The 21,185-nt window shown below is 65.3% G+C and carries 16 protein-coding genes and 1 tRNA gene; 7 read left to right on the top strand and 10 right to left on the bottom strand.

Translation table 11 applies throughout. From position 1 onward, the window contains the following. Positions 1-137: 137 nt before the first annotated feature. The 7 genes from lon to ACWYRN_RS21050 all read right to left on the bottom strand — a co-directional run bounded on the left by lon (position 138) and on the right by ACWYRN_RS21050 (position 10,947). Positions 138-2,543: an endopeptidase La gene (lon, locus tag ACWYRN_RS21080; RefSeq protein ID WP_488689678.1), complete on the bottom strand. Its 2,406-nt coding sequence runs from the start codon at positions 2,541-2,543 to the stop codon at positions 138-140. A 267-nt stretch (positions 2,544-2,810) separates the two neighbouring features. Continuing rightward, the gene (gene clpX / locus ACWYRN_RS21075; RefSeq protein WP_229435564.1) at positions 2,811-4,079 is read right to left on the bottom strand and encodes an ATP-dependent Clp protease ATP-binding subunit ClpX; all 1,269 of its coding nucleotides are present in this window, start codon (positions 4,077-4,079) and stop codon (positions 2,811-2,813) included. Between the two features lie 147 nt (positions 4,080-4,226). After that, the gene (gene clpP, locus ACWYRN_RS21070) at positions 4,227-4,844 is read right to left on the bottom strand and encodes an ATP-dependent Clp endopeptidase proteolytic subunit ClpP (RefSeq protein ID WP_267498632.1); all 618 of its coding nucleotides are present in this window, start codon (positions 4,842-4,844) and stop codon (positions 4,227-4,229) included. Between the two features lie 74 nt (positions 4,845-4,918). After that, the gene (gene tig, locus ACWYRN_RS21065; RefSeq protein ID WP_488689675.1) at positions 4,919-6,259 is read right to left on the bottom strand and encodes a trigger factor; all 1,341 of its coding nucleotides are present in this window, start codon (positions 6,257-6,259) and stop codon (positions 4,919-4,921) included. Between the two features lie 31 nt (positions 6,260-6,290). Further along, a tRNA-Leu gene (locus ACWYRN_RS21060) sits at positions 6,291-6,377 on the bottom strand. A gap of 335 nt (positions 6,378-6,712) precedes the next feature. Beyond that, positions 6,713-9,799 (bottom strand): efflux RND transporter permease subunit, encoded by a 3,087-nt coding sequence (locus ACWYRN_RS21055; protein ID WP_488689673.1) that lies wholly within the window; start codon positions 9,797-9,799, stop codon positions 6,713-6,715. Next, positions 9,796-10,947 (bottom strand): efflux RND transporter periplasmic adaptor subunit, encoded by a 1,152-nt coding sequence (locus ACWYRN_RS21050; protein ID WP_488689671.1) that lies wholly within the window; start codon positions 10,945-10,947, stop codon positions 9,796-9,798. Before ACWYRN_RS21050 ends, ACWYRN_RS21055 begins: the two co-directional genes overlap by 4 nt. A 166-nt stretch (positions 10,948-11,113) precedes the next feature. Here ACWYRN_RS21050 and hpnC point away from each other — a divergent pair, with 166 nt between their 5' ends. The 7 genes from hpnC to ACWYRN_RS21015 all read left to right on the top strand — a co-directional run bounded on the left by hpnC (position 11,114) and on the right by ACWYRN_RS21015 (position 17,176). Then, positions 11,114-11,923 (top strand): squalene synthase HpnC, encoded by an 810-nt coding sequence (gene hpnC, locus ACWYRN_RS21045; RefSeq protein WP_488689670.1) that lies wholly within the window; start codon positions 11,114-11,116, stop codon positions 11,921-11,923. A gap of 97 nt (positions 11,924-12,020) precedes the next feature. Next, entirely contained in the window at positions 12,021-12,854 is an 834-nt protein-coding gene (gene hpnD / locus ACWYRN_RS21040; RefSeq protein ID WP_488689669.1) for a presqualene diphosphate synthase HpnD, read from the top strand. Between the two features lie 12 nt (positions 12,855-12,866). Then, complete coding sequence (hpnE, locus tag ACWYRN_RS21035; protein WP_488689668.1) at positions 12,867-14,270, top strand: hydroxysqualene dehydroxylase HpnE; 1,404 nt, start codon at positions 12,867-12,869, stop codon at positions 14,268-14,270. Positions 14,271-14,301: 31 nt separating this feature from the next. Continuing rightward, positions 14,302-14,451 carry a hypothetical protein gene (locus tag ACWYRN_RS21030; protein WP_488689667.1) on the top strand — a complete coding sequence of 50 codons (150 nt, stop codon included), beginning with the start codon at positions 14,302-14,304 and terminating at the stop codon, positions 14,449-14,451. Continuing rightward, positions 14,444-15,268: a DUF1700 domain-containing protein gene (locus tag ACWYRN_RS21025; RefSeq protein WP_488689665.1), complete on the top strand. Its 825-nt coding sequence runs from the start codon at positions 14,444-14,446 to the stop codon at positions 15,266-15,268. The genes ACWYRN_RS21030 and ACWYRN_RS21025 overlap by 8 nt, the downstream gene beginning before the upstream one ends. A gap of 9 nt (positions 15,269-15,277) precedes the next feature. Further along, positions 15,278-16,081: a head GIN domain-containing protein gene (locus ACWYRN_RS21020; RefSeq protein ID WP_488689663.1), complete on the top strand. Its 804-nt coding sequence runs from the start codon at positions 15,278-15,280 to the stop codon at positions 16,079-16,081. Between the two features lie 108 nt (positions 16,082-16,189). Then, complete coding sequence (locus ACWYRN_RS21015; RefSeq protein WP_488689662.1) at positions 16,190-17,176, top strand: hypothetical protein; 987 nt, start codon at positions 16,190-16,192, stop codon at positions 17,174-17,176. A 157-nt stretch (positions 17,177-17,333) separates the two neighbouring features. Here ACWYRN_RS21015 and ACWYRN_RS21010 read toward each other — a convergent pair whose 3' ends face one another. From ACWYRN_RS21010 to ACWYRN_RS21000, 3 genes are all read right to left on the bottom strand, one after another. Then, positions 17,334-19,340, bottom strand: coding sequence for a TonB-dependent receptor (locus tag ACWYRN_RS21010; protein ID WP_488689661.1), 2,007 nt, complete (start codon positions 19,338-19,340; stop codon positions 17,334-17,336). Positions 19,341-19,427: 87 nt separating this feature from the next. Next, entirely contained in the window at positions 19,428-19,781 is a 354-nt protein-coding gene (locus ACWYRN_RS21005) for a hypothetical protein (protein WP_488689659.1), read from the bottom strand. A gap of 83 nt (positions 19,782-19,864) precedes the next feature. Continuing rightward, positions 19,865-21,118, bottom strand: a complete 1,254-nt coding sequence (locus tag ACWYRN_RS21000; RefSeq protein WP_488689658.1) for a TIGR03862 family flavoprotein — start codon at positions 21,116-21,118, stop codon at positions 19,865-19,867. Between the last annotated feature and the right edge of the window lie 67 nt (positions 21,119-21,185).

The raw sequence follows: 21,185 nt of genomic DNA, 5'->3' as shown, positions 1-21,185 counted from the left end.
AGGGCCGGCTAAATGCCGGCACTACACAGTGCCCACCCTACGATATCGAGCGATTGTGGCCATAAACCCGTACCGTCGACGCAAAAAAAAAGAGGCGCCACACGGGCGCCTCTTCATTTACTGCGATCTACCTGCGATCAGTGCTTGACGACGTCGCCCTGCCCTTCGGTCGAGCTCGCCGGAGCCACCGACACCGCCGGCACATCGGCCAGGGCTTCCGGCTGGCGTTCCAGCGCGATTTCCAGCACTTTCTCGATCCAGCGTACCGGCACGATCTCGAGCTTGTTCTTGACGTTGTCCGGAATCTCGGCCAGGTCCTTCACGTTCTGCTCGGGGATCAACACCGTCTTGATGCCGCCGCGATGCGCCGCCAGCAGCTTTTCTTTCAGGCCGCCGATCGGCAAGACTTCGCCACGCAGCGTGATCTCGCCCGTCATCGCCACGTCGGCGCGGACCGGGATGCCGGTGAAGATCGACACCAGCGCGGTGGTCATCGCGATACCGGCGGACGGACCGTCCTTCGGCGTCGCGCCTTCCGGCACGTGGATGTGGATGTCGCTCTTCTCGAACACCTCGTTCTTGATACCGAGACGTTGTGCACGCGAACGCACCACGGTGCGGGCCGCTTCGATCGATTCCTTCATCACGTCGCCCAGGGTACCGGTACGGATGATGGCGCCCTTGCCCGGCACGTTCACGGCTTCGATGGTCAGCAAATCGCCGCCGACTTCGGTCCAGGCCAGGCCGACCACCTGGCCGATCTGGTTTTCCTTCTCGGCCACGCCGAAATCGTAGCGGCGCACGCCCAGGAACTTGTCCAGGTTCTTGGCGTTGACGATGATGGCCTTGTCGCCTTTCTTCAGCAGCAGCATCTTGACGACCTTGCGGCAGATCTTCGAGATTTCACGCTCGAGCGAACGCACGCCGGCTTCGCGGGTGTAGTAGCGGATGATGTCGCGGATCGCCGACTCTTCCACCTTGATCTCGCCGTCGCGCAGGCCGTTGGCCTTAACCTGCTTCGGCAGCAGATAGCGCTGGGCGATGTTCGTCTTCTCGTCCTCGGTGTAACCCGACAGGCGGATGACTTCCATCCGGTCCAGCAGTGCCGGCGGGATGTTGAACGAGTTCGAGGTCGCCACGAACATCACATCCGACAAGTCGAAGTCGACTTCCAGGTAGTGGTCCGAGAAGGTGTGGTTCTGTTCCGGGTCCAGCACTTCCAGCAGGGCCGACGATGGGTCGCCGCGGAAGTCCGCACCCATCTTGTCGATCTCGTCCAGCAGGAACAGCGGATTGCGCACGCCGACTTTTGCAAGCGATTGCAAGACCTTGCCCGGCATCGAGCCGATGTAGGTGCGGCGGTGGCCGCGGATCTCGGCTTCGTCGCGGACGCCGCCCAGGGCCATGCGCACGAACTTGCGGTTCGTGGCGCGGGCAATCGACTGGCCCAGCGAGGTCTTACCGACGCCCGGAGGACCGACGAAGCACAGGATCGGGGCTTTGAGCTTGTCGACGCGCTGTTGCACCGCGAGGTATTCCAGGATGCGTTCCTTGATCTTGTCGAGGCCGTAGTGCTCGGCTTCCAGCACTTTCTCGGCGTTTTCCAGGTCGTTGGCAACCTTGGATTTCTTTTTCCAGGGCAGCGACACCAGGGTGTCGATGTAGTTGCGCACGACGGTGGCTTCGGCCGACATCGGCGACATCAGTTTCAGCTTCTTGATCTCGGCGGTGGCCTTGTCAAGCGCTTCCTTCGGCATCTTGGCGGCGATGACTTTCTTCTCGAGCTCGTCGATGTCGGCGCCGTCTTCGCCCTCACCCAGTTCCTTCTGGATGGCCTTGACCTGTTCGTTCAGGTAGTACTCGCGCTGCGATTTTTCCATCTGGCGCTTCACACGGCCGCGGATGCGCTTCTCGACTTGCAGGATGTCGAGTTCGCCTTCCAGCTGGCCGAGCAGGTGCTCAAGGCGCTTGGCGACGTTGAAGATTTCCAGGATGACCTGCTTCTGCTCGAGCTTCAGCGGCAGGTGCGCGGCAACGGTGTCGGCCAGGCGGCCGGCGTCGTCGATACCGGCCAGGGATGCGAGGATCTCCGGCGGGATTTTCTTGTTCAGTTTGACGTACTGGTCGAACTGCTGGACGATGGCGCGGCGCATGGCTTCGACTTCGGAGTCGTCGCCGATTTCCGAGCGCACAGGGGTCAGCTCGGCCACGAAGTGGGTCGGGGCGTCGGTGATGTGATCGATACGTGCGCGCTGGGCGCCTTCGACCAGCACCTTCACGGTGCCGTCAGGCAGCTTCAGCATTTGCAGGATGTTCGCGACGCAGCCGATCTCGTAGATGTCCGCGGCGGAAGGTTCGTCTTTGGCAGCAGCCTTTTGGGCGGCGAGCATGATGCTCTTGCCCTGCTCCATCGCAGCTTCCAGGGCTTTGATCGATTTCGGGCGGCCAACGAACAGTGGTATCACCATATGGGGAAACACGACCACGTCGCGCAACGGCAGGAGGGGCAGCGTCGTTTGCTCGGTTAATTTCGAAGTTGTCATGGCATACCTTATAAAAAGCGTGTAGACGATGTTGGGCGCACACGGTGAAAACACAAGACCGGCAATCGAATATTTCTCGAAATAAAAAAGACATTCAAGAGAAAGACTTGCCGTTCCAATAAATGCCCCTGTTTCAAATAAAAAAGCCACTACACGGCACGCGGCCGAGAGTGGCTTTTCGATTGAAGCCGGATGCTTTTATTGAGGTAAATTGTACCTTCAAGCTCCCGGCGCACAAGTGGATTTGTGCTTTCCGTGCGGAATTTTTTAGTTTTCGCCCGAGGCTTTTGCGCTTTCGCTGTAAATCAGCAAAGGTTTCGCGCCGTTGGTGATGGTATTTTCATCAACCACGACCTTGACCACGTTTTGCTGATTCGGCAATTCGTACATCACGTCGAGCAGCGCGTGTTCCAGAATCGAACGCAAACCACGAGCGCCGGTTTTGCGCGCCAATGCTTTTTTCGCAATCGCGTGCAATGCGGCTGGGCGAATTTCCAGTTCGGCGCCTTCCATTTCCAGCAGTTTCGAATACTGCTTGATGAGCGCATTCTTCGGCTCGATCAGGATCTGGATCAGCGCTTCTTCGGTCAATTCATTCAGCGTGGCGACAACCGGCAGACGGCCGACGAGTTCGGGAATCAGGCCGAACTTGATCAGGTCTTCCGGCTCGGCTTCCATCATGATTTCGCTGTTCGAACGCTGGGTCTGGCTCTTGACGCTGGCCGCGAAGCCGATGCCCGACTTTTCCGAACGGTTTTGCACGATCTTGGCCAGGCCGTCGAAGGCGCCGCCGCAGATGAACATGATGTTCGTGGTGTCGATCTGCACAAAGTCCTGGTTCGGGTGCTTGCGCCCGCCCTGCGGCGGTACCGAAGCCATGGTGCCTTCGATCAGTTTCAGCAGGGCTTGCTGCACGCCCTCGCCCGAGACGTCGCGCGTGATCGACGGATTGTCGGACTTGCGCGAAATCTTGTCGATCTCATCGATGTAGACGATGCCGCGCTGCGCCTTTTCCACCTCGTAGTTGCAGCTTTGCAGCAGCTTCTGGATGATGTTCTCGACGTCTTCGCCCACGTAGCCGGCTTCGGTCAGCGTGGTGGCATCGGCGATCACGAACGGCACGTTCAGCATGCGCGCCAGGGTTTGCGCCAGCAGGGTCTTGCCGGAACCGGTCGGGCCGACGAGCAGGATGTTGCTCTTGGCCAGTTCGACGTCGTCCTTCTTGCCCAGGTGCTTCAGGCGCTTGTAATGATTATAAACAGCCACCGACAGGATGCGCTTGGCAGTCTGCTGGCCGATCACGTACTGGTCGAGCAGTTCGGCGATCTCGTGCGGGGTCGGCAGGTCGGACTTGGCGCCCGCCACCGATTCGACGTTCGAAGTCTCGTCACGGATGATGTCGTTGCACAGGTCGATGCACTCGTCGCAGATGAAGACCGATGGTCCCGCGATGAGCTTTTTCACCTCGTGCTGACTCTTGCCGCAGAACGAGCAGTACAGAAGCTTTTCGCCGCTGGAGGATTTTTTGTCAGACATGGGGGCAGGTTTCTATTGAATATGGATATAACGTCATGACGACGCGCGCGCTGTCGGCGCACACACCCTCATGCTACCCGAAATAAAAAACAAACGCCCGAACGTGTTTGCGCCCGGGCGTTTTTCAGCAACACCTTGTGGGGTGCATCAAGCGCGATTCGTCAGAACCTTGTCGATCAGGCCGTATTCCACGGACTCTTCCGCCGACATGAAGCGGTCGCGGTCGGTGTCCTTGTGGATCTGCTCGATGGTCTGGCCGGTGTTGTCGGCCATGATGCGTGCCAGGCGTTCGCGCAGGTACAGGATTTCCTTGGCCTGGATTTCGATATCCGAGGCCATGCCCTGCGAGCCGCCGGACGGCTGGTGGATCATCACGCGCGAGTTCGGCAGCGAGAAACGCTTGCCCTTGGCGCCAGCGGCCAGCAGGAAGGCGCCCATCGACGCCGCCAGGCCGGTGCACAGGGTGGAGACGTCCGGCTTGATGAAGTTCATCGTGTCGAAGATCGCCAGGCCTGCGGAAACCGAACCGCCCGGGGAGTTGATGTAGAGCGAGATGTCCTTGTCCGGATTCTCGCTCTCCAGGAACAGCATCTGGGCGACGATCAGGTTGGCCATCTGGTCGTTGACAGGACCGACCAGGAAAATCACACGTTCCTTCAGCAGGCGCGAGTAAATATCGTACGCGCGCTCGCCGCGGCCGCTTTGCTCCACGACCATCGGCACGAGGCCGAGTGCTTGGGTGTCCAATGCCGGATTATGGTTCATACCTGTCTGGTTCCTTGAAAAAGAGGCTTGTAAAAGGTGAAGGGTAGGCTCGAAGGATGAGCCTACCCATCCGATCAAGCCTGTGGGTTGCTACCCATCAATTCATCGAAAGCGATGGTCTTGGTGCTGACCTTCGCCTTGCCAAGTACATAGTTAACGACGTTTTCTTCCAAAACAAGGCTTTCCACTTCACCCAGGCGGCGGCGGTCGCTGTAGTAGTACTTCAGGACTTCCTTCGGATCTTCGTAGCTTTGTGCGAAGTCTTCGATCTGGGCCTTCACCTGCTCTTGCGTTGCTTGCAGGTTGTTGTCAGCGACCAGTTGCGACAGGATCAGACCCAGGCGCACGCGGCGCTCGGCCTTTTCGGCGAACAGTTCGGTCGGGAACGGCAGGTTCTTGACGTCCATGCCGCGCTGGGCCATGTCCTGGCGGGTCTGCTCGGCCAGGCGCTGCGAATCCTGCTCGATCATGACCTTCGGCACGTCCATCTCGGTCACTTTGACCAGGGCGTCCATCACGGCTTCCTTGTTACGGGCCTTGATGCGGGCGTTGACTTCGCGCTCCAGGTTGGTCTTGATGTCGGCGCGCATTTTTTCGATGGCGCCGTCTTCGATGCCCAGCGATTTCGCGAACTCGGCGTCGACTTCCGGCAGGTGCGCCCATTCCAGGTTCTGCAGGGTGATGGTGAACTCGGCGGTCTTGCCGGCGACGTCCTTGCCGTGGTAATCCTCAGGGAAAGCCAGCGGGAAGGTCTTGCTCTCGCCGACTTTCAGGCCGACGGTGGCGGCTTCGAATTCCGGCAGCATGCGGCCTTCGCCCAGCACGAAGCTGTAACCTTCGGCCTTGCCGCCGTCGAATTCGACGCCGTCGATCTTGCCGACGAAGTCGACGGTCACGCGGTCGCCATTGGCAGCAACGGCTTCGCCGCCGTCGCCGTGTTCGCCGGCTTCGCCCTTGGTGTGGTAGTGCACGCGCTGCTTGCGCAGGATGTCGATGGTCTTGTCGATTTCGGCGTCGCTCACTTCGGTAGCGATGGTTTCGACTTCGACGGCGGCCAGGTCGCCGACCTTGACTTCAGGGAAGACTTCAAAGGTAGCGTCGAAAGCCAGCATGCCCTCAGCTGCCTCTTCCTTCGGCTCGATCTTCGGGAAACCGGCAACGCGCAGGCCTGCTTCGTTGGCGGCGTCGTTGAAGGCGCGGCCGACGCGGTCGTTCAGCACGTCCGATTCGATCTGGTAGCCGTATTGGGCTGCGACCATTTTCAGAGGCACTTTGCCTGGGCGGAAGCCAGGCGCCTTGGCGGTCTTGGCCTGTTTCTTGAGGCGTTTTTCAACTTCCGTACGAACATCGCTCAGCGGAAAAGTGATCGTCAAGCGGCGCTCGAGTTTATCCAGGGTTTCGACTGCAGTTGCCATCGTAAAAATCGTCCAAAAAAATAATTATTCGTGGTGCGAGGAGGGGGACTCGAACCCCCACACCATTGCTGGCGTCAGGACCTAAACCTGGTGCGTCTACCAATTTCGCCATCCTCGCGCAGGATTGCATATTGCCACAAAAACAAAGGGCGCCCGACAGTAGAAACCGGCCGCCCTGCACTCCATTGTCTAGGGGCTACAACTTCAACCCGGTATTTTACTGGATTTTCTGACACTGGAGGGAGTGAATTTTACAAGGGTGCGGCAGGGTTTATTCATGCATATGTTGAATACGGTTTTCATGCGGTGCGATGCCGGTTGAATTCGCCCATATTCGAATGGTGAGACCGCGTGGGCTCGAGAGCCCACCCTACGAAACCCGGTTCGATTTTGTAGGGTGGGCACTCGTGCCCACGCGGTATGGAACGATTGCCGGTCGAAATGCCCGAAAAATTACCGTACCGGCTTCTTCACCCTGAACCACGCCGCATACAGCGCCGGCAGGAACAGCAGGGTCAAGGCCGTGGCCACCAGCAAGCCGCCCATGATCGCCACCGCCATCGGTCCCCAGAACACGGAACGCGACAAGGGAATCATGGCCAGCGCCGCGGCGGCGGCCGTCAGCAGGATCGGTCGGCAACGGCGCACCGCCGCTTCGACGATCGCATCCCAGGCCTCGGCCCCGCCCTTGATGTCCTGCTCGATCTGGTCGACCAGGATCACCGAGTTCCGGATGATCATGCCGAACAGCGCGATCACGCCCAGGTTGGCAACGAAGCCGAACGGCCGTCCCAGCAACAGCAGCGCCATCGCTGCCCCCGCCACGCCCAGGGGCCCGGTCAGGAACACCAGTAGCGAGCGCGAGAAGCTGTGCAGCTGCAGCATCAGCAGGGTGAACACGATGAACAGCACCAGCGGCACGTTCGCCGTGATCGAGGCTTCCGCTTCCGAGCTGTCGGCCGCAGCACCCTCCAGCGTCACGCGGTAACCGGCCGGCAGCTTGGCGCGAATGTCGGCCAGCTTCTCGTTCACCTGCCCGGACACGGTCGGCCCCTGGATGCCGGCCACCACGTCCGACTGCACCATGATCGCCCACTCCCTGCCCTCGCGCCAGATCACGCCCGGCTCCCACACGAATTCCACGCGCGCCACCTGGCCGAGCGTCACGGAACGGCCCGAGGCGGTGGGGATGTTCGTATCGCGCAGCACGGTAATCGTCGAACGCTCTTCCACCGGCTGGCGCACTACGATGTCGATCAGCTCGTTGGTTTCGCGGAACTGGCCGACCGTGGTGCCCGACAACACGGTATTCACCGCGCGGCGCACGGATTGCGAGGTCACACCCAGCGCGCGCAGTTTGTCCTGGTCCAGGTCCAGGCGCAAGACTTTCACCGACTCGTTCCAGTTATCGTTCACGCCCACCGCATTCGGGTTCGCGCGCAAGACGTCCTTCACCTGGTCGGCCACGCCGCGCACCACGCCGATATCCGGCCCGGCCACCTGGAACTGCACCGGATACGGCACCGGCGGCCCGTTCGGCAGCAACTTCACGCGCCCGCGCACTTCCGGGAACTCCTCGCGGAACACCTTCTCGATCTTGACCAGCAATTCCTGGCGATGCGCCGCGCTCGTCGGCAGCACCACGAACTGCGACACGTTCGACTGCGGGAAGATCTGGTCCAGCGGAAGGTAGAAGCGCGGGCTGCCGGTGCCGACATAACTCGTGATGCTCTCCACGTTCGGCTGCTTGCGAACAAAACTTTCGAACTTCTTCACCAGCGCCTCGTTGGCGGCAAAGCTAGTCCCTTCCGGCAGCCACATCTCGACCATCAGCTCGGGGCGGCTGGAATCGGGGAAGAACTGCTTCTCGATGAACTTGAAGCCAAAGACGCCGAGCGCGAACACGGCCAGGCTGAGGACGATCGTGGTCTTGCGGAACTCGACGCACCAGCTGACAAGCGCGCGGAAGCGCCGGAACATCGGCGTATCGAAGACGTCGTGCTCGGAGTGGCCCTGCCCGTGCGGCTTCACCTTCAGCAGCAAAAATCCGATGTAGGGCGTGAAGGTAACGGCCACGACCCACGACACGATCAGCGCGATCGCATTCACCGAGAACATCGAGAAGGTGTACTCGCCGGCCGCCGACTTGGCCAAGCCGATCGGCAGGAAGCCGGCCGCCGTGATCAGGGTCCCGGTCAGCATCGGGATGGCCGTCGACGTATAGGCAAAGGTGGCTGCCTCGAAGCGCGACAAGCCCTCCTCCATTTTCCGCACCATCATCTCGACCGCGATGATGGCGTCGTCCACCAGGAGGCCAAGCGCGATGATCAGGGCCCCGAGCGACACCTTGTGCAGCGAGATGTCGAGCATGCGCATGAAGAGGAAGGTGATCGCCAGCACCAGCGGGATGGTCAGCGCCACCACCAGGCCGGGCCGCACGTCGATGCGCAGCTTCGGCTTGGTGTGCAGGCCGAGCGCCAGGAAGCTCACCGCCAGCACGATGATCACCGCCTCGATCAGCGTGTGTATGAATTCGCTCACCGATTCGGTCACCGCCTGCGGCTGGTTCGACACGCGTTCCAGCTCGATCCCGACCGGCAGCTGCGAGCGGATGCGCGCCACGGTCGTGTTCAGCGATTCGCCGAGCGCGATGATGTTCCCGCCCTTCTCCATCGACACGCCCAGGCCGATCACTTCCTTGCCGTTGAAGCGCATCTTGTCTTGCGGCGGGTCCTGGTATTCGCGCTTCACGACGGCAAAGTCGCCGAGGCGGAAGGTGGTGTTCCCGGCGCGCAGCTGAAGGTCTTCGAGTTCCTTCGCCGTGCGAATGGCGCCCGTTACCCGTACTTGCAGGTTATCGGTCGGCGTCACCAGCACACCCGAGGCTTCGATGCCGTTTTGCGTCGCGATCTGGTTCACGATCTGCTCGAAGGGCACGCCCAGCTGGGCGAACTTCTTGTTCGAGAACAGGATGTTGACCTTCTCGTTCTGCACCCCGAACTGTTCGACCTTGGCCACCAGCGGCACGCCCAGCAATTGCTGGCGCACGAAGTCGGCGTAGTCCTTCATCTCGGCATAGGTGAAGCCGTCCCCGGACAGGGCGAAGATGGAACCGTAGGTATCCCCGAATTCATCGTTGAAGAAGGGACCGATCACGCCCTGCGGCAGGGTGCCCTGGATATCGCCGATCTTTTTCCGCACCTGGTACCAGGAATCCGGCACGTCTTTTGGCGGCGTCGATTCGCGCAGTTCGAGGATGATGGTGGTTTCGCCGGGCTTGGAGAAGCTGCGGATGCGGTCGATGTAGGGCGTTTCCTGGAGCTTGCGTTCGAGTTTGTCCGTGACCTGCTCGGCCATCTGCACCGCGGTGGCGCCGGGCCAAATGGCACGCACGACCATGGCGCGGAAGGTGAACGGCGGGTCTTCGTCCTGGCCCAGCTTCTGGTAGCTGAGGATGCCGCCGATCAGCAGCGCGGCGATCAGGTAGCGCGTGAGGGGAATGTGTTCGAGCGCCCAGCGCGACAGGTTGAAGCCCTTCATTTGCGGACACCCGCGCCGGCTGCGGCAGCTTCGGTATCGCTGCGGCGCGCGACGTCGGTGGTGAGGATGCGCACCTTCTGGCCATTGCGCAGCAGGTTCACGCCGGCGGTGACCACGGTCTGCCCGGGCTGGACACCGGCGCCGAGCAGCACGTCGTTCCCGGCCTGGCCGGCGATCTGCACCGGCACCAGCTTCACGACATCCTTCTCGACGATCCAGACACCCGTCACCCCTTTTTCGTGGTGCAGCGCGGTGAGCGGCGCGCGCAGGCCACCGGCACCGCCGCGCGAGGCAATTTGTACGGCCGCGGTCATTCCCAGGCGCACGTCGGCGCGCGGCGGGATCGCTACCTTGACGGTATAGGTGCGGGTCGCGGCATCGGCCACCGGCGACACCTCGCGTACCTTGCCGGCGATCGCTTCACCGGGATTGGCCCACAGGCGCACCGTCACCGAATCGACCTTGCGGATGTCGTCGACGCGGTCTTCGGGAATCCCGATCACCACTTCCATTTCGTCGGTACGGGCCACGCGCACCACCGGCGTGCCGGCGTTCACCACCTGGCCCACCTCGGCGTCGATGCCGGTCACCACGCCATCGATGTCGGCCACCAGGTTGCTGTAGCCGGCCTGGTTCGACTGGCCGCGAAAGCCCGCGCGGGCGGCGTCGGCTTCGGCCTGGGCCGCGCGCAGGGCGGCGCGCTTGGAATCGAGCACCGACTGGCTGACGAAGTTCTTTTCGCGCAGTTCCTGGTAGCGCTTGTAGTCGGAATTGGCCAGATCCCGGTTGGTTTCGGCGGCGCGCAGGCTGGCCTGGGCCTGGCTCGCGGCCAGCTTCAGGTCTTGCGGGTCGAGCTGCATCAGCACGTCGCCCTTTTTCACGGTGGCGCCAATATCGACCTTGCGCTCGACGATCTTGCCGGCCACCCGGAAGCCCAGGCGCGACTCGATGCGCGCACGCACCTCGCCCGAGAATTCGGCGCTGGCCCCAAGATCGCCCTGGGCCAGCACGATGGCGCGCACCGGGCGCACCTCCTCGGCCTTGGGCGCCTCTTTCGAGCAGGCGGACAGGAGCAGCGCGCACAGCGATGCTGCCGCAAGGGGAGTGAGGGCGGCCAGCGGCCGGCGCAGTCGGATCGAATCGGACACGTCTTGTTCCTTTTGATTGCGGTGATACGGGCCACTGACGCGGCCGGGAAAGGCTGGTCTCGGGCAGCCCCGGCGCATTATCCATGCAAACGGGGCCAGGCCAAAGCCCGGCAATTATAATCATGCCCACATTCAGCGTAAATGACCCGCCAGTCACCCGATTTGCATGCCCGTCGACCACTACGAAAACTTCCCTGTCGCCTCGATCCTGATGCCGCGCCGCCTGGTGCCGGCGGTCGAAGCCATCTATGCCTTTGCACGCGGCGCCGACGACGTGGCCGACGAGGGCGATGCCACGCCGGCCGAGCGCCTGGCCGGCCTGGCCGAATACGAAGCCGCGCTCGACGAGATCGCCGCCGGCCGCCTGCCTGCGCACCCGATGTTCGCGCGCCTGGCGGGCGTGGTGCGCGAATTCGATTTGCCGCTGCAGCCGCTGCGCGATCTGCTGTCGGCCTTCCGCCAGGACGTGGTGACCACGCGCTACGCCGATTACGCCCTGCTGCTCGACTATTGCCGCCGCTCGGCCGACCCGGTCGGGCACCTGATGCTGGCCCTGTACGGCGCGGTGGACGAGCGCAACCTGGCCGACTCGCATGCGATCTGCTCGGCCCTCCAGCTGATCAACTTCTGGCAGGACGTGGCGATCGATATCGAGAAGGGCCGCATCTACCTGCCCCTGGAAGACCTGGACCGCCATGGCGTGAGTCAACATGATCTTCGTACCGGCGCCGACACGCCGGCCTGGCGCGCGCTGATGGCCTTCGAGGTCGAGCGCGCACGCGCCCTGATGCTGAGCGGCGCGCCGCTGGCCAAGCGCCTGCCGGGCCGCATCGGCTGGGAATTGCGCCTGATCGTGCAGGGCGGATTGCGCATCCTGGAGCGGATCGAGGCAGCCGGGTACGACGTATTCCGGCGCCGGCCGAAGCTCGGCAAGCACGAATACCTGCTCATGGGCTGGCGTGCACTGCGCATGTAAGCGCACCGGCCCGCCAAAAACCCGCATTAGACGGCCACTGCCAGGCGCGCTTCGGCTAAGATAGCGGATTCGCATCGCCAAATATTGCATCTTTTACATGTCTCCTGACGAATACTGCCAGCAAAAGACGGTCCAGAGCGGTTCCAGCTTTTATTACAGCTTCCTCTTCCTCGAGCCGGCGCGCCGGCGCGCGATCACCGCGCTGTATGCCTTCTGCCGCGAAGTCGACGACACCGTCGACGACGCCACCGACGGCTCGGTCGCGCGCATCAAGCTGGCCTGGTGGCGTACCGAAGTGTCGAAGATGTACGGGGGCACGCCCACGCACCCGGTAACCCAGGCCCTGCAACCGCACCTGGCGACCTACAACCTGCAGGAGCAGCACCTGCAGGCCATCATCGACGGCATGGAGATGGACCTCGACCAGAGCCGCTATCTCGATTACGCCGGCCTGAAGAAATACTGCTGGCACGCGGCCGGCGTGGTCGGCATCCTGTCGGCCAGCATCTTCGGCTACCGGAACCCGCAGACCCTGGAGTACGCGGAAAAGCTCGGCCTGGCCTTCCAGCTGACCAACATCATCCGCGACGTCGGCGAAGACGCGCGCAAGGGCCGCATCTACCTGCCGGTGAACGAATTGCAGCAGTTCGGCGTTACCGCCGCCGACCTGCTGAACGCGCGCCACAGCGAGAAGTTCGAGGCCCTGATGGCCTTCCAGACCGAGCGCGCCCAGAAGATGTACGACGAAGCCCTGGCCGCCCTGCCGAAGGAAGACCGGCGCGCCCAGCGCCCGGGCCTGATGATGTCGGCCATCTACCGCACCCTGCTGGACGAGATCGCGCGCGACAAGTACCACGTGCTGACCCAGCGCATCTCCCTCACGCCGCTGCGCAAGCTGTGGCTGGCGTGGAAAACGTATGTGCGTAACTGATGTGCGTAACTGATGTCCGCAACTAAGACAGGCTTGCGCGTCGCCGTCGTCGGTGGCGGCTGGGCCGGCTGCGCCGCCGCGGTCGAACTGGTGCACAAGGGCGCGCAGGTGACGCTGTTCGAAGCGGCGCGCACCCTGGGCGGCCGCGCACGCGGAGTCGAAGTCCAGGGCAAGATGCTCGACAACGGCCAGCACATCCTGCTCGGCGCCTACGCGGACACGATGAAGCTCATGCAGCGCGTCGGCGTCGATCCCGACGCGGCGCTGCTGCGCCTGCCGCTGCAGATGCGTTATCCGGCCGGCAGCGGCGGCATGGACTTCGTCGCCCCGCGCCTGCCGGCGCCCTGGCACATGGTCGTGGCCCTGGTGCGCGCCCAAGGCCTGTCGCGTGACGACAAGCTGGCCCTGGCCCGCTTCACCAGCAGCGCGCGCTGGATGCGCTGGGGCCTGAACGACGACGTGCCGGTGAGCGTGCTGCTGGAGCGTTTCGACCAGACCGAGCGCCTGATCCGCCTTATGTGGCGCCCGCTGTGCCTGGCCGCGCTGAACACGCCGCCCGAGCGCGCCTCCGCCAACGTGTTCCTGGCCGTGCTGCGCGACAGCCTGGGCGCGAAACGCGCAGCATCCGACATGTTGATTCCGCGCCTGGAACTGGGCGCCCTGTTTCCGCAGGCTGCGGCGCGCCATATCGAAGCGAAAGGCGGCGCCGTGCGGCTGGGCGCCAAGGTCGGAGCGCTGGCGCGCGTCGGCGCCGGCTGGGAAGTCCAGGCTGGAGACAACCGGGAAAGCTTCGACGCCGTGGTGCTGGCCACGCCGCCCACGCAGAGCGCCGCCCTGCTGGCGGCGGTGGGCGAAACGGCGATTGCCGGCCAGATCGGCGCCTTCGAGTACGAGCCGATTTCCACCTGCTACCTGCAATACGACGAAAAGCTGCGCCTGCCGCTGCCCTTCTGCGCCCTGATGGATGCGCCGCAGGACGAACACTTCGGCCAGTTCGTGTTCGACCGCGGCCAGCTCGACGCGAACCAGGCCGGGCTGCTGGCGGTCGTGGTCAGCGCCGCCGGCGCTGCCGCCGCACTCGGCCAGGATGCGCTGGCCGCGGCCGTGGCCGCGCAGCTGGCCGGGGCGTTCAGGCAGCCGGCCCTGGCCGCGCCGCTCTGGAGCCGGGTGATCACCGACAAGCGCGCCACCTTTGCCTGCACCCCGGGCCTGGCGCGTCCCGGCAACGCCACCTCACTGCCCGGCCTGGTGCTGGCCGGCGACTACACCGCCAGTGACTACCCGGCCACGCTCGAGTCGGCGGTGCGCAGCGGCCAGGGCGCCGCCGCGGCCATCCTCGCCTACGCCCGCCTGCCCCGCGAAAACAACAGCCTGTCGCACGCCGCTGGTGGCACGGCCACCGGTTCCGTAGAGTAGCAGCATCGGAAACCCCATCCTGGACAGGAACATGACTTACCAACTCGGCATGCGCACGCTTGGCTTACTGGCCGTGGTGGCCGCCAGCACGGCCGCCCTGGTCTCCCCCGAACTCTTCGGCGGCCAGGCGAATGCCACCGGCCCGGCGCTGCGCGCCATCCTCCTGCTCGGCCATGCCTGAGGCGGGCGCCATCGCCATGGGCAAGCTGGAATACCTCGACGCGCTGAAACGCGCCATGCTCGGCCTGCCGCCCGAGCTGCAGGCCAGGACCCTGGCCTGGTACGAACAGCGCTTCGTCGACGGCGCCGCCGCCGGCCGCCTGGAAACCGACATCGCGCGCGAACTCGACGACCCGAAAAAGGTCGCCTTGACCCTGCGCGCGAACAGCCACATGGCCGCCTTTGCCGAGCAGAAGAACCCGGCCAACCTGCTGCGCCTGTGCGTCTCGGTCGTCGGCCTGCTGATCTTCAATTTGTTCATGGTGATTCCGGCCGCCGTCTTCGGCTCGCTGCTGGCGGCGCTGTACGTGACCGCGCTCGCCTTTTATGTGGGCGGCATCGCGATCACCGCCAGCGGCCTGTCCGGCGCCAACGAACTCGTGCTCGACGGCCCGCTGCGCCACGTGAGCTTTGGCGACGGCGGCGCGGGCGAGCGCGTGCGCACCCGCATCTCGATCAGCGAAACCGGCATCGAGATCGACGACGCCGGCGACACGGCTGCCGAGCGCGACGCAGAAGCCGAGGCGGCCGACGCTGCCGCGGGACGTTCGATCGAATCCTCGCGCGTGGTGCGCGGCGCCGAGCGCGTGGCCGGCAGCAGCGTGCGCATCTCCACCGACCTGGACGAGGACGCGCGCATGACCCAGACCGTGCTCGGCTTCGCCCTGGTGCTGGGCGGGATCGTGCTGTTCCTGGTGTCGATCGTGGTCACGCGCTACGCCGCCAGCGGCGTGCGGCGTTACCTGCAAATGAACATGTCGCTCCTGCGCGGCAGCTGAGGAGAACCGATGCGCGCCCTGTTACGAGTCGGTTTCGCCCTGCTGGTCCTGGCCGTCGTGCTGATCGGCCTCACCTACACCATGCTGCGCGCCCAGGGCGTGCCGACGCGCCTCGAAGGCCGCAGCGTGACCAGCGACACCCGCAGCATCGAGCGCGGCGTGCGCGCCATCGAACTGAGCGCGCCGGTCGACCTGAGCGTGCATTACGGCCCGCAGCCGGGCCTGGTGGTGCGCGGCGAAGCGCGCCTGCTGCAAAACATCGACACCAGCAGCCGCGACGGCGTGCTACGCATCGGCACCCAGGGCATCCTGCTGCGCCACCGCCAGCCGCTCGAAGTGGAAGTCACCCTGCCGATGCTGGAGCGCCTGGCGCTCGACGGCAGCGGCGACACCCGCATCAACGGCTTCTCGGGCGAGCGCATCGAACTGTCGCTGAGCGGCTCGGGCAGCGTGCAGTTCAACGGCCGCTACCGCCAGGCCAGGGCCGTCCTGCACGGCAGCGGCGACCTGAGCGTGGACGCCGGCAACAGCGACAGCATCGAGGCCGAGCTGATGGGCTCCGGCACCCTCAGCCTGGCCGGCGCCACCCGGCGCTTCAAGTATGAGGGCAGCGGCACCGGCACCCTGGACGCCCAGCGCTTGCGTACCGAAGAGGCGCAACTGCGCCAGAGCGGCTCGGGCGACGCCAGCATCACCGTGCGCGACACGGTGAGCGCCGCCGTCAGCGGCAGCGGCGACATCGACGTGCACGGCGAGCCGTCGCAGCGCAGCGTCAGCCGCAGCGGCAGCGGGACCGTGCATTTCGTGGAATAGGCATGCGGCCTGGCGCCGTGACAAAGCGCGCATTTTGCCGCCGGCCCGCGTGGCTACAATGGCGGGCTGGCTGGTCCGCCGGACCGGCAGCTGTGATTGGAGTCTTCCTTGCGCGCGCGCCGAACCATCGCCCACCTGTCGTTCGTTTTCCTGAGCATCCCGGCCTGCCTGGCTGCAGCATCTGCGGCTGAAGCGGCGCCATCGCCCGACGCCCTGCGCGCCGCATGCAGCCTAGAGGCCGGGCCGGACGCGGCGCTGCCGCAGGTCCAGGTCCGTGCGCTGCCTGCCGCACCGGGCGACCTTCCTTATGTCGAGGCCCGCTCCGGCATCACCGGGGCCAGCGTACGCATCTACCACGACCCCGACCTGGCCGCTGCCGCCGCCTCGAAAGCCGCCTGCTTCATGGGCATGCTCGACCTGCTGCCGGCGGCCGTGCCCGAAGCGCGCAGCCAGGCGGTCTGGTCGCCGATGGTCATCTCGCGCAAGCACGACTACATTCCTCCGAAACGCGACGGCGAACTGCGCTGGCTGAACGAATTCGACTCCGCCGCCTGGTCGCCGCGCGCCATCGACATGCTGGTCAATGTGATGCCGCATGAAGAGACGCATCTGCTACAGGGACGTAACGGTGCATGGCAGCCGCGCTGGTTCCAGGAAGGCCATGCGGAATGGGCGGGTTTGCAGGTGACCGAACAGATCCGGCCCGACCTGGCCGCAAAGGAACGGGCCCGGCGCCGGCGCGATGCGCAGGCCCTGGCCCATCCGCGCCTGGGCGCCTGGGGCGGCCTGCGGGTCAAGCCCGAGGCCATCGAGCGCCAGCTGTCGGCCGAGGACCGCGCCCGCCGGGCCAGGGACCCGGGCTATGTTCCGCCTGGCCCCTTCAGCTTCAAGCCGGAAGACATGGTGGAAGACAACGGCAACGATGAAGGCCGCTACGGCGCCGCGCTGGCCGTGTTCGACGGCCTGGAAGCGCGGCATGGCCGGGCGGCCGTGCAGGCCTGGGTGAGCGCGGTGCTGGCCAGCACCGGCAAGCCGGACATTCCGGGATTGGCGCGCAAGATGCTGGGTGAGGATATCGGCCCGCTGCTGCGCTGATCCCGTAGGGTGGACTCCCGAGTCCACGCTGTCGTACCGGTGCAGACCACGGGCGCGCATTTCGACATGCACATGCAGTACAGCGTGGACTCGGGAGTCCACCCTACAACTTCGTGGAACAGGATTGTAGGGTGGGTTCGAGAACCCACCCTACGGTTCAGAACTTCGCGCGCACCCCGAACACGACGTTCCGGCCGGGCAGCGGCGCAATGTCCTTCAGCACCGAGGTCGACACGCGGATATCGTCGTCCAGCAGGTTCTTCGCCAGCAGGAACCAGGTCAGGTCCGTGCTTTCCAGGTGCTGGGTGTACGAGACATTCGCGTTCAGCCCGTTGTAGGCCGGCGTGGCCGTGGTTTCCGAGGCCGCCAGGCGGTCCTGGCCGCGTGCGTGCACCAGCGACAGGCCGCCGCGCCAGTCGCCCTGGCGGTAGCCGACGCTGGCGCCGATGCGGTCGGCCGGCTGCAGCGGCAGGCTGCCGCCGGCATCGAGCTTGCCGCGCGAGGTGTCGGCAAACAGGCGGCCCGACCAGCCGGCGCCGGTCTGGTTCCAGGTGACTTCGGCCTCGGCGCCGCGGATGTGGGCGTCGGCCTGCTCGAAGCGGCGCAGGCGCAGTTCGTCGCCCGGGTTGCCTTCCTCGTCGACGAGCGCGTCGTCGATGCGGCCGTAGATGAAGTCGGACACGTTGTTGCGGTAGACGTTCGCCTTCCAGCGCAGCAGGCCGCTGGTCTTGGCCAGCGACAGCTCGACGTTGCGCGAGATTTCCTTGTCCAGGCCCGGGTTGCCGATGTCGAAAGTGGCGGTCGCATCGTGCGGGCCGCCGGAATATAGTTCCTCAATGGCCGGCGCGCGCTGGGCGTAGGACACGGTCGCGCCCACGCTGTAGCCCGCTGCGAACGGCCAGGCGGCGCCGAAGGAACCCGAGCCGAGGTCGAAGCTGCGCTTGAGGTTACCCACCGGGTCGCGCTCGACGTTCTCGTAGCGCAGGCCGGCGCTCAGGCGCAGCGGGCCGGCATTCGCTTCCTCGACGATGAAGGCGGCGGCGGTCTTCGAGTGCGTGACCGGCACCGTGTCCGGGCCGCCTTCGGCGCTGAGGGCCGAGAAATGGGTGTTCTCGGTCTGCACGCCGAAGGTGCCGTGCAGGCCGGCGATTGGCGCATGCGCCAGCTCGGCGCGCGTTTCCAGCGAGCGGTTGGCGAACAGGACTTCGGGGCCGTCTTCGCCCAGCTCGGCGTGCCGGTAGTCGGTGTAGCCGGCCTTGAAGCGGAACGATTCGAAGCCGGCCAGCGGCGCCTTGACCAGGCTGTCGAAGTCGTAGCGGTCCTGCTTCTGGTCGATGCGCGAGCCTTCCAGGCTAGGAATGCCGTACAGCTTGCTCTGGTGCGCGGCCGACAGGCCGGCATAGCCCCAGTCGTCGACCCAGGAACCGCCGACGCCGATTTCCTTGGCCTCGGTGTCCGAGTTCGGCAGGCGCTTCATGCTGGTGGACGGATCGCCCAGCACGCGCTTGCCGGGGATCCTGTAGTCGTTCGTCTCGCGCCAGTTGGCGTCGACGTGCATGGCGACGTGGCCGCTCGAACCATCCACGCTGGCCGAGCCGTTGCGGCTGTTGTCGACCGTGCCGTAGCGCGCTTCCACCTGGCCGGTGGGTTGCGCTTCCAGCACAGTCGGGATGCGCTCGTTGACGATGTTGACCAGGCCGCCGATCGCGCCCGAGCCGTACAGCAGCGCCGCCGGGCCGCGCAGGATTTCGATCTGGCGTGCCACCGCGCCTTCGGAGGCCACGGCATGGTCGTTCGACAGGCCGGACACGTCGCTGGTGGCCATGCCGTTTTCCAGCATCTTGACGCGCGAGCCTTCCAGGCCGCGGATCACCGGGCGCGAGGCGCCGGCGCCAAAGGCCGAGGCGGAAACGCCGAGTTCCTGCGACAGGGTCTCGCCGATCGAGCTGCCGGTCTTGTCGCGCAGTTCGTCGCCGGCCAGCACCTTGGCCGGGGTGAGGATCTGATCTTCTGCGGCGCTGCGGAAGGGCGAGGCGGTGACCAGCACTTGCGGTACCGAATCATCATGTAAATGCGCGTCGTGGTGATGGGCGGTTTGCGCCAAGACCGGCGCATTGAAGGCAAGGAGAATCGCGCTGGCGATCAGCGTGCGTGGGTAGTTCATGGTAGTTCAACCTCTGGCAAGACGGATAACATGCGGCGCCGCCAGGGCGCGTCGGCCGTGGCAGCGGAAAAATGAACGGCAGTGTTATCAGGCTTGCGGCGGGCCGCGCGGCTGGAAGACGCAGGAACCGAGGAGGCGGATGCCGGCATCGCAGGCGCCGGCCGGGGTGTCGAAGGCAAGCTGCAGCGGGGTGAACGCGAGCACCTGCAGCGGCAGCGCAAAGGCCAGCTGGGCGCTGTCCATGCACAGTGCGCAGGCGTCGTGTGCAGCGCCGCCCGGCAGCTTGCCGGACCTGGCCACGGACTCGCCGGCAGTGACCGCAGCCGTGGCCGTGGCCGTGCCGCGCGCCCCGCCCCAGTCCCTTGCCACGTGCAGGATCGACGCCTGCTGCGCAAGCAGCAGCAGGAGCGACAACAGCAGATGGACGATGGAACGGGACATGGAAAAAACGGGCGACGGCGCATTCAAACGGCAAGCGGGCATTCTAACCGGAACCGCACGCCCGGCGCTTGCCCGTGGTGTTTTTAGCGCAAGGCGCCGCGCGCGCCCAGCCAGCGCAGCACGCCGGCGCCGGCCGCGCGACCGCTGGCAAAGCAGGCGGTGAGCAGGTAGCCGCCGGTCGGCGCCTCCCAGTCGACCATCTCGCCGGCCACGAACACGCCGGGCAGCGCCTTCAGCATGCCGTCCGCGTCGATCGATTCGAAACGCACGCCGCCGGCGCTGCTGATCGCCTCGTCGATCGGGCGCGGACGCTTCAAGACCAGCGGCAGCGCCTTGATCGCCTCCGCCAGGCGCGCGGGATCGTTGTAGCCGGCCGCATCCAGGCATTCGCGCAACAGGCCCGCCTTCACGCCCTTGATGCCGAGCCGGCTTTGCAGGTGGCTGGACATCGAGCGCGAGCCGCGCGGGCGCAGCACTTCGGCGCGCACGCGTTCAAGGTCGTGGTCGGGCGCGAGGTCGAGCCAGACCGTGGTGTGTCCGCGCGCCGCGATCTGGTCGCGCAGCGGCGCCGACAGCGCGTACACCAGGCTGCCCTCGATGCCGCTGGCAGTGACGACGAACTGGCCCTGGCGCCGTTCGCGCTGTCCCTCGCGGTTTTCGTATTCGACCGCCACCGTGATCAAGGGCGCGCCGGCGTGCTTCTCGCTGAAGTGGGCGCTCCAGTCGGTATCGAAGCCGCAGTTCGAGGGCACCAGTGGCGCGACCTCGACGCCGCGCGCTTCCAGCAGCGGCACCCAGGCGCCGTCCGAACCGAGGCGCGCCCAGCTGGCGCCGCCCAGGGCCAGGACGGTGGCGCTGGCGTCGACCAGGGTTTCGCCCTCCGGGGTGGCAAACACCAGCTGCCCGTCGCGCCAGCCCTGCCAGCGGTGGCGCGTATGCAGGCGCACGCCGGACTCGCGCAGGCGGTGCAGCCAGGCGCGCAGCAGCGGCGCGGCCTTCATTTCGAGCGGGAATACGCGGCCCGAGGTGCCGACGAAGGTGTCGATGCCGAGGCCGTGGATCCAGTCGCGCACGTCCTGCGGCGTGAAGCCGCGCAGCCATGCATCTACCTCGGCGCTGCGGGCGCCGTAGCGGGCCACGAAGGCGTCGTACGGCTCGGAGTGCGTGATGTTCATGCCGCCCTTCCCCGCCAGCAGGAACTTGCGTCCGCTCGAGGCCATCGCATCGTAGACGTCGACCGCCGCGCCGCCCGCAGCGAGGACTTCGGCGGCCATCAGGCCGGCCGGGCCGCCTCCGATGATGGCGACGCGGGAAACAGTGGGGGAAGATGCGGACATGCTGGAGGACGGTGAAAGTTGGAGGCCGCATTGTAGTCGAGATCGCACCGGCAATCGCGCAGCCAAA

The sequence above is a fragment of the Massilia sp. BAP21 genome (assembly GCF_057801335.1).
The sequence above is the reverse complement of the archived record's forward strand: the minus strand, read 5'-3'. Positions and strand labels throughout refer to the sequence as shown.

Coding starts and splice junctions, on each gene's coding strand:
- hpnD (WP_488689669.1), top strand. CDS start 12,021: ATGTCTCCTGACGAATACTGCCAGCAAAAGACGGTCCAGAGCGGTTCC.
- ACWYRN_RS21030 (WP_488689667.1), top strand. CDS start 14,302: ATGACTTACCAACTCGGCATGCGCACGCTTGGCTTACTGGCCGTGGTG.
- hpnE (WP_488689668.1), top strand. CDS start 12,867: ATGTCCGCAACTAAGACAGGCTTGCGCGTCGCCGTCGTCGGTGGCGGC.
- hpnC (WP_488689670.1), top strand. CDS start 11,114: ATGCCCGTCGACCACTACGAAAACTTCCCTGTCGCCTCGATCCTGATG.
- ACWYRN_RS21000 (WP_488689658.1), bottom strand. CDS start 21,118: ATGTCCGCATCTTCCCCCACTGTTTCCCGCGTCGCCATCATCGGAGGC.
- ACWYRN_RS21010 (WP_488689661.1), bottom strand. CDS start 19,340: ATGAACTACCCACGCACGCTGATCGCCAGCGCGATTCTCCTTGCCTTC.
- ACWYRN_RS21055 (WP_488689673.1), bottom strand. CDS start 9,799: ATGAAGGGCTTCAACCTGTCGCGCTGGGCGCTCGAACACATTCCCCTC.
- tig (WP_488689675.1), bottom strand. CDS start 6,259: ATGGCAACTGCAGTCGAAACCCTGGATAAACTCGAGCGCCGCTTGACG.
- lon (WP_488689678.1), bottom strand. CDS start 2,543: ATGACAACTTCGAAATTAACCGAGCAAACGACGCTGCCCCTCCTGCCG.
- ACWYRN_RS21005 (WP_488689659.1), bottom strand. CDS start 19,781: ATGTCCCGTTCCATCGTCCATCTGCTGTTGTCGCTCCTGCTGCTGCTT.
- ACWYRN_RS21020 (WP_488689663.1), top strand. CDS start 15,278: ATGCGCGCCCTGTTACGAGTCGGTTTCGCCCTGCTGGTCCTGGCCGTC.
- clpX (WP_229435564.1), bottom strand. CDS start 4,079: ATGTCTGACAAAAAATCCTCCAGCGGCGAAAAGCTTCTGTACTGCTCG.
- clpP (WP_267498632.1), bottom strand. CDS start 4,844: ATGAACCATAATCCGGCATTGGACACCCAAGCACTCGGCCTCGTGCCG.
- ACWYRN_RS21025 (WP_488689665.1), top strand. CDS start 14,444: ATGCCTGAGGCGGGCGCCATCGCCATGGGCAAGCTGGAATACCTCGAC.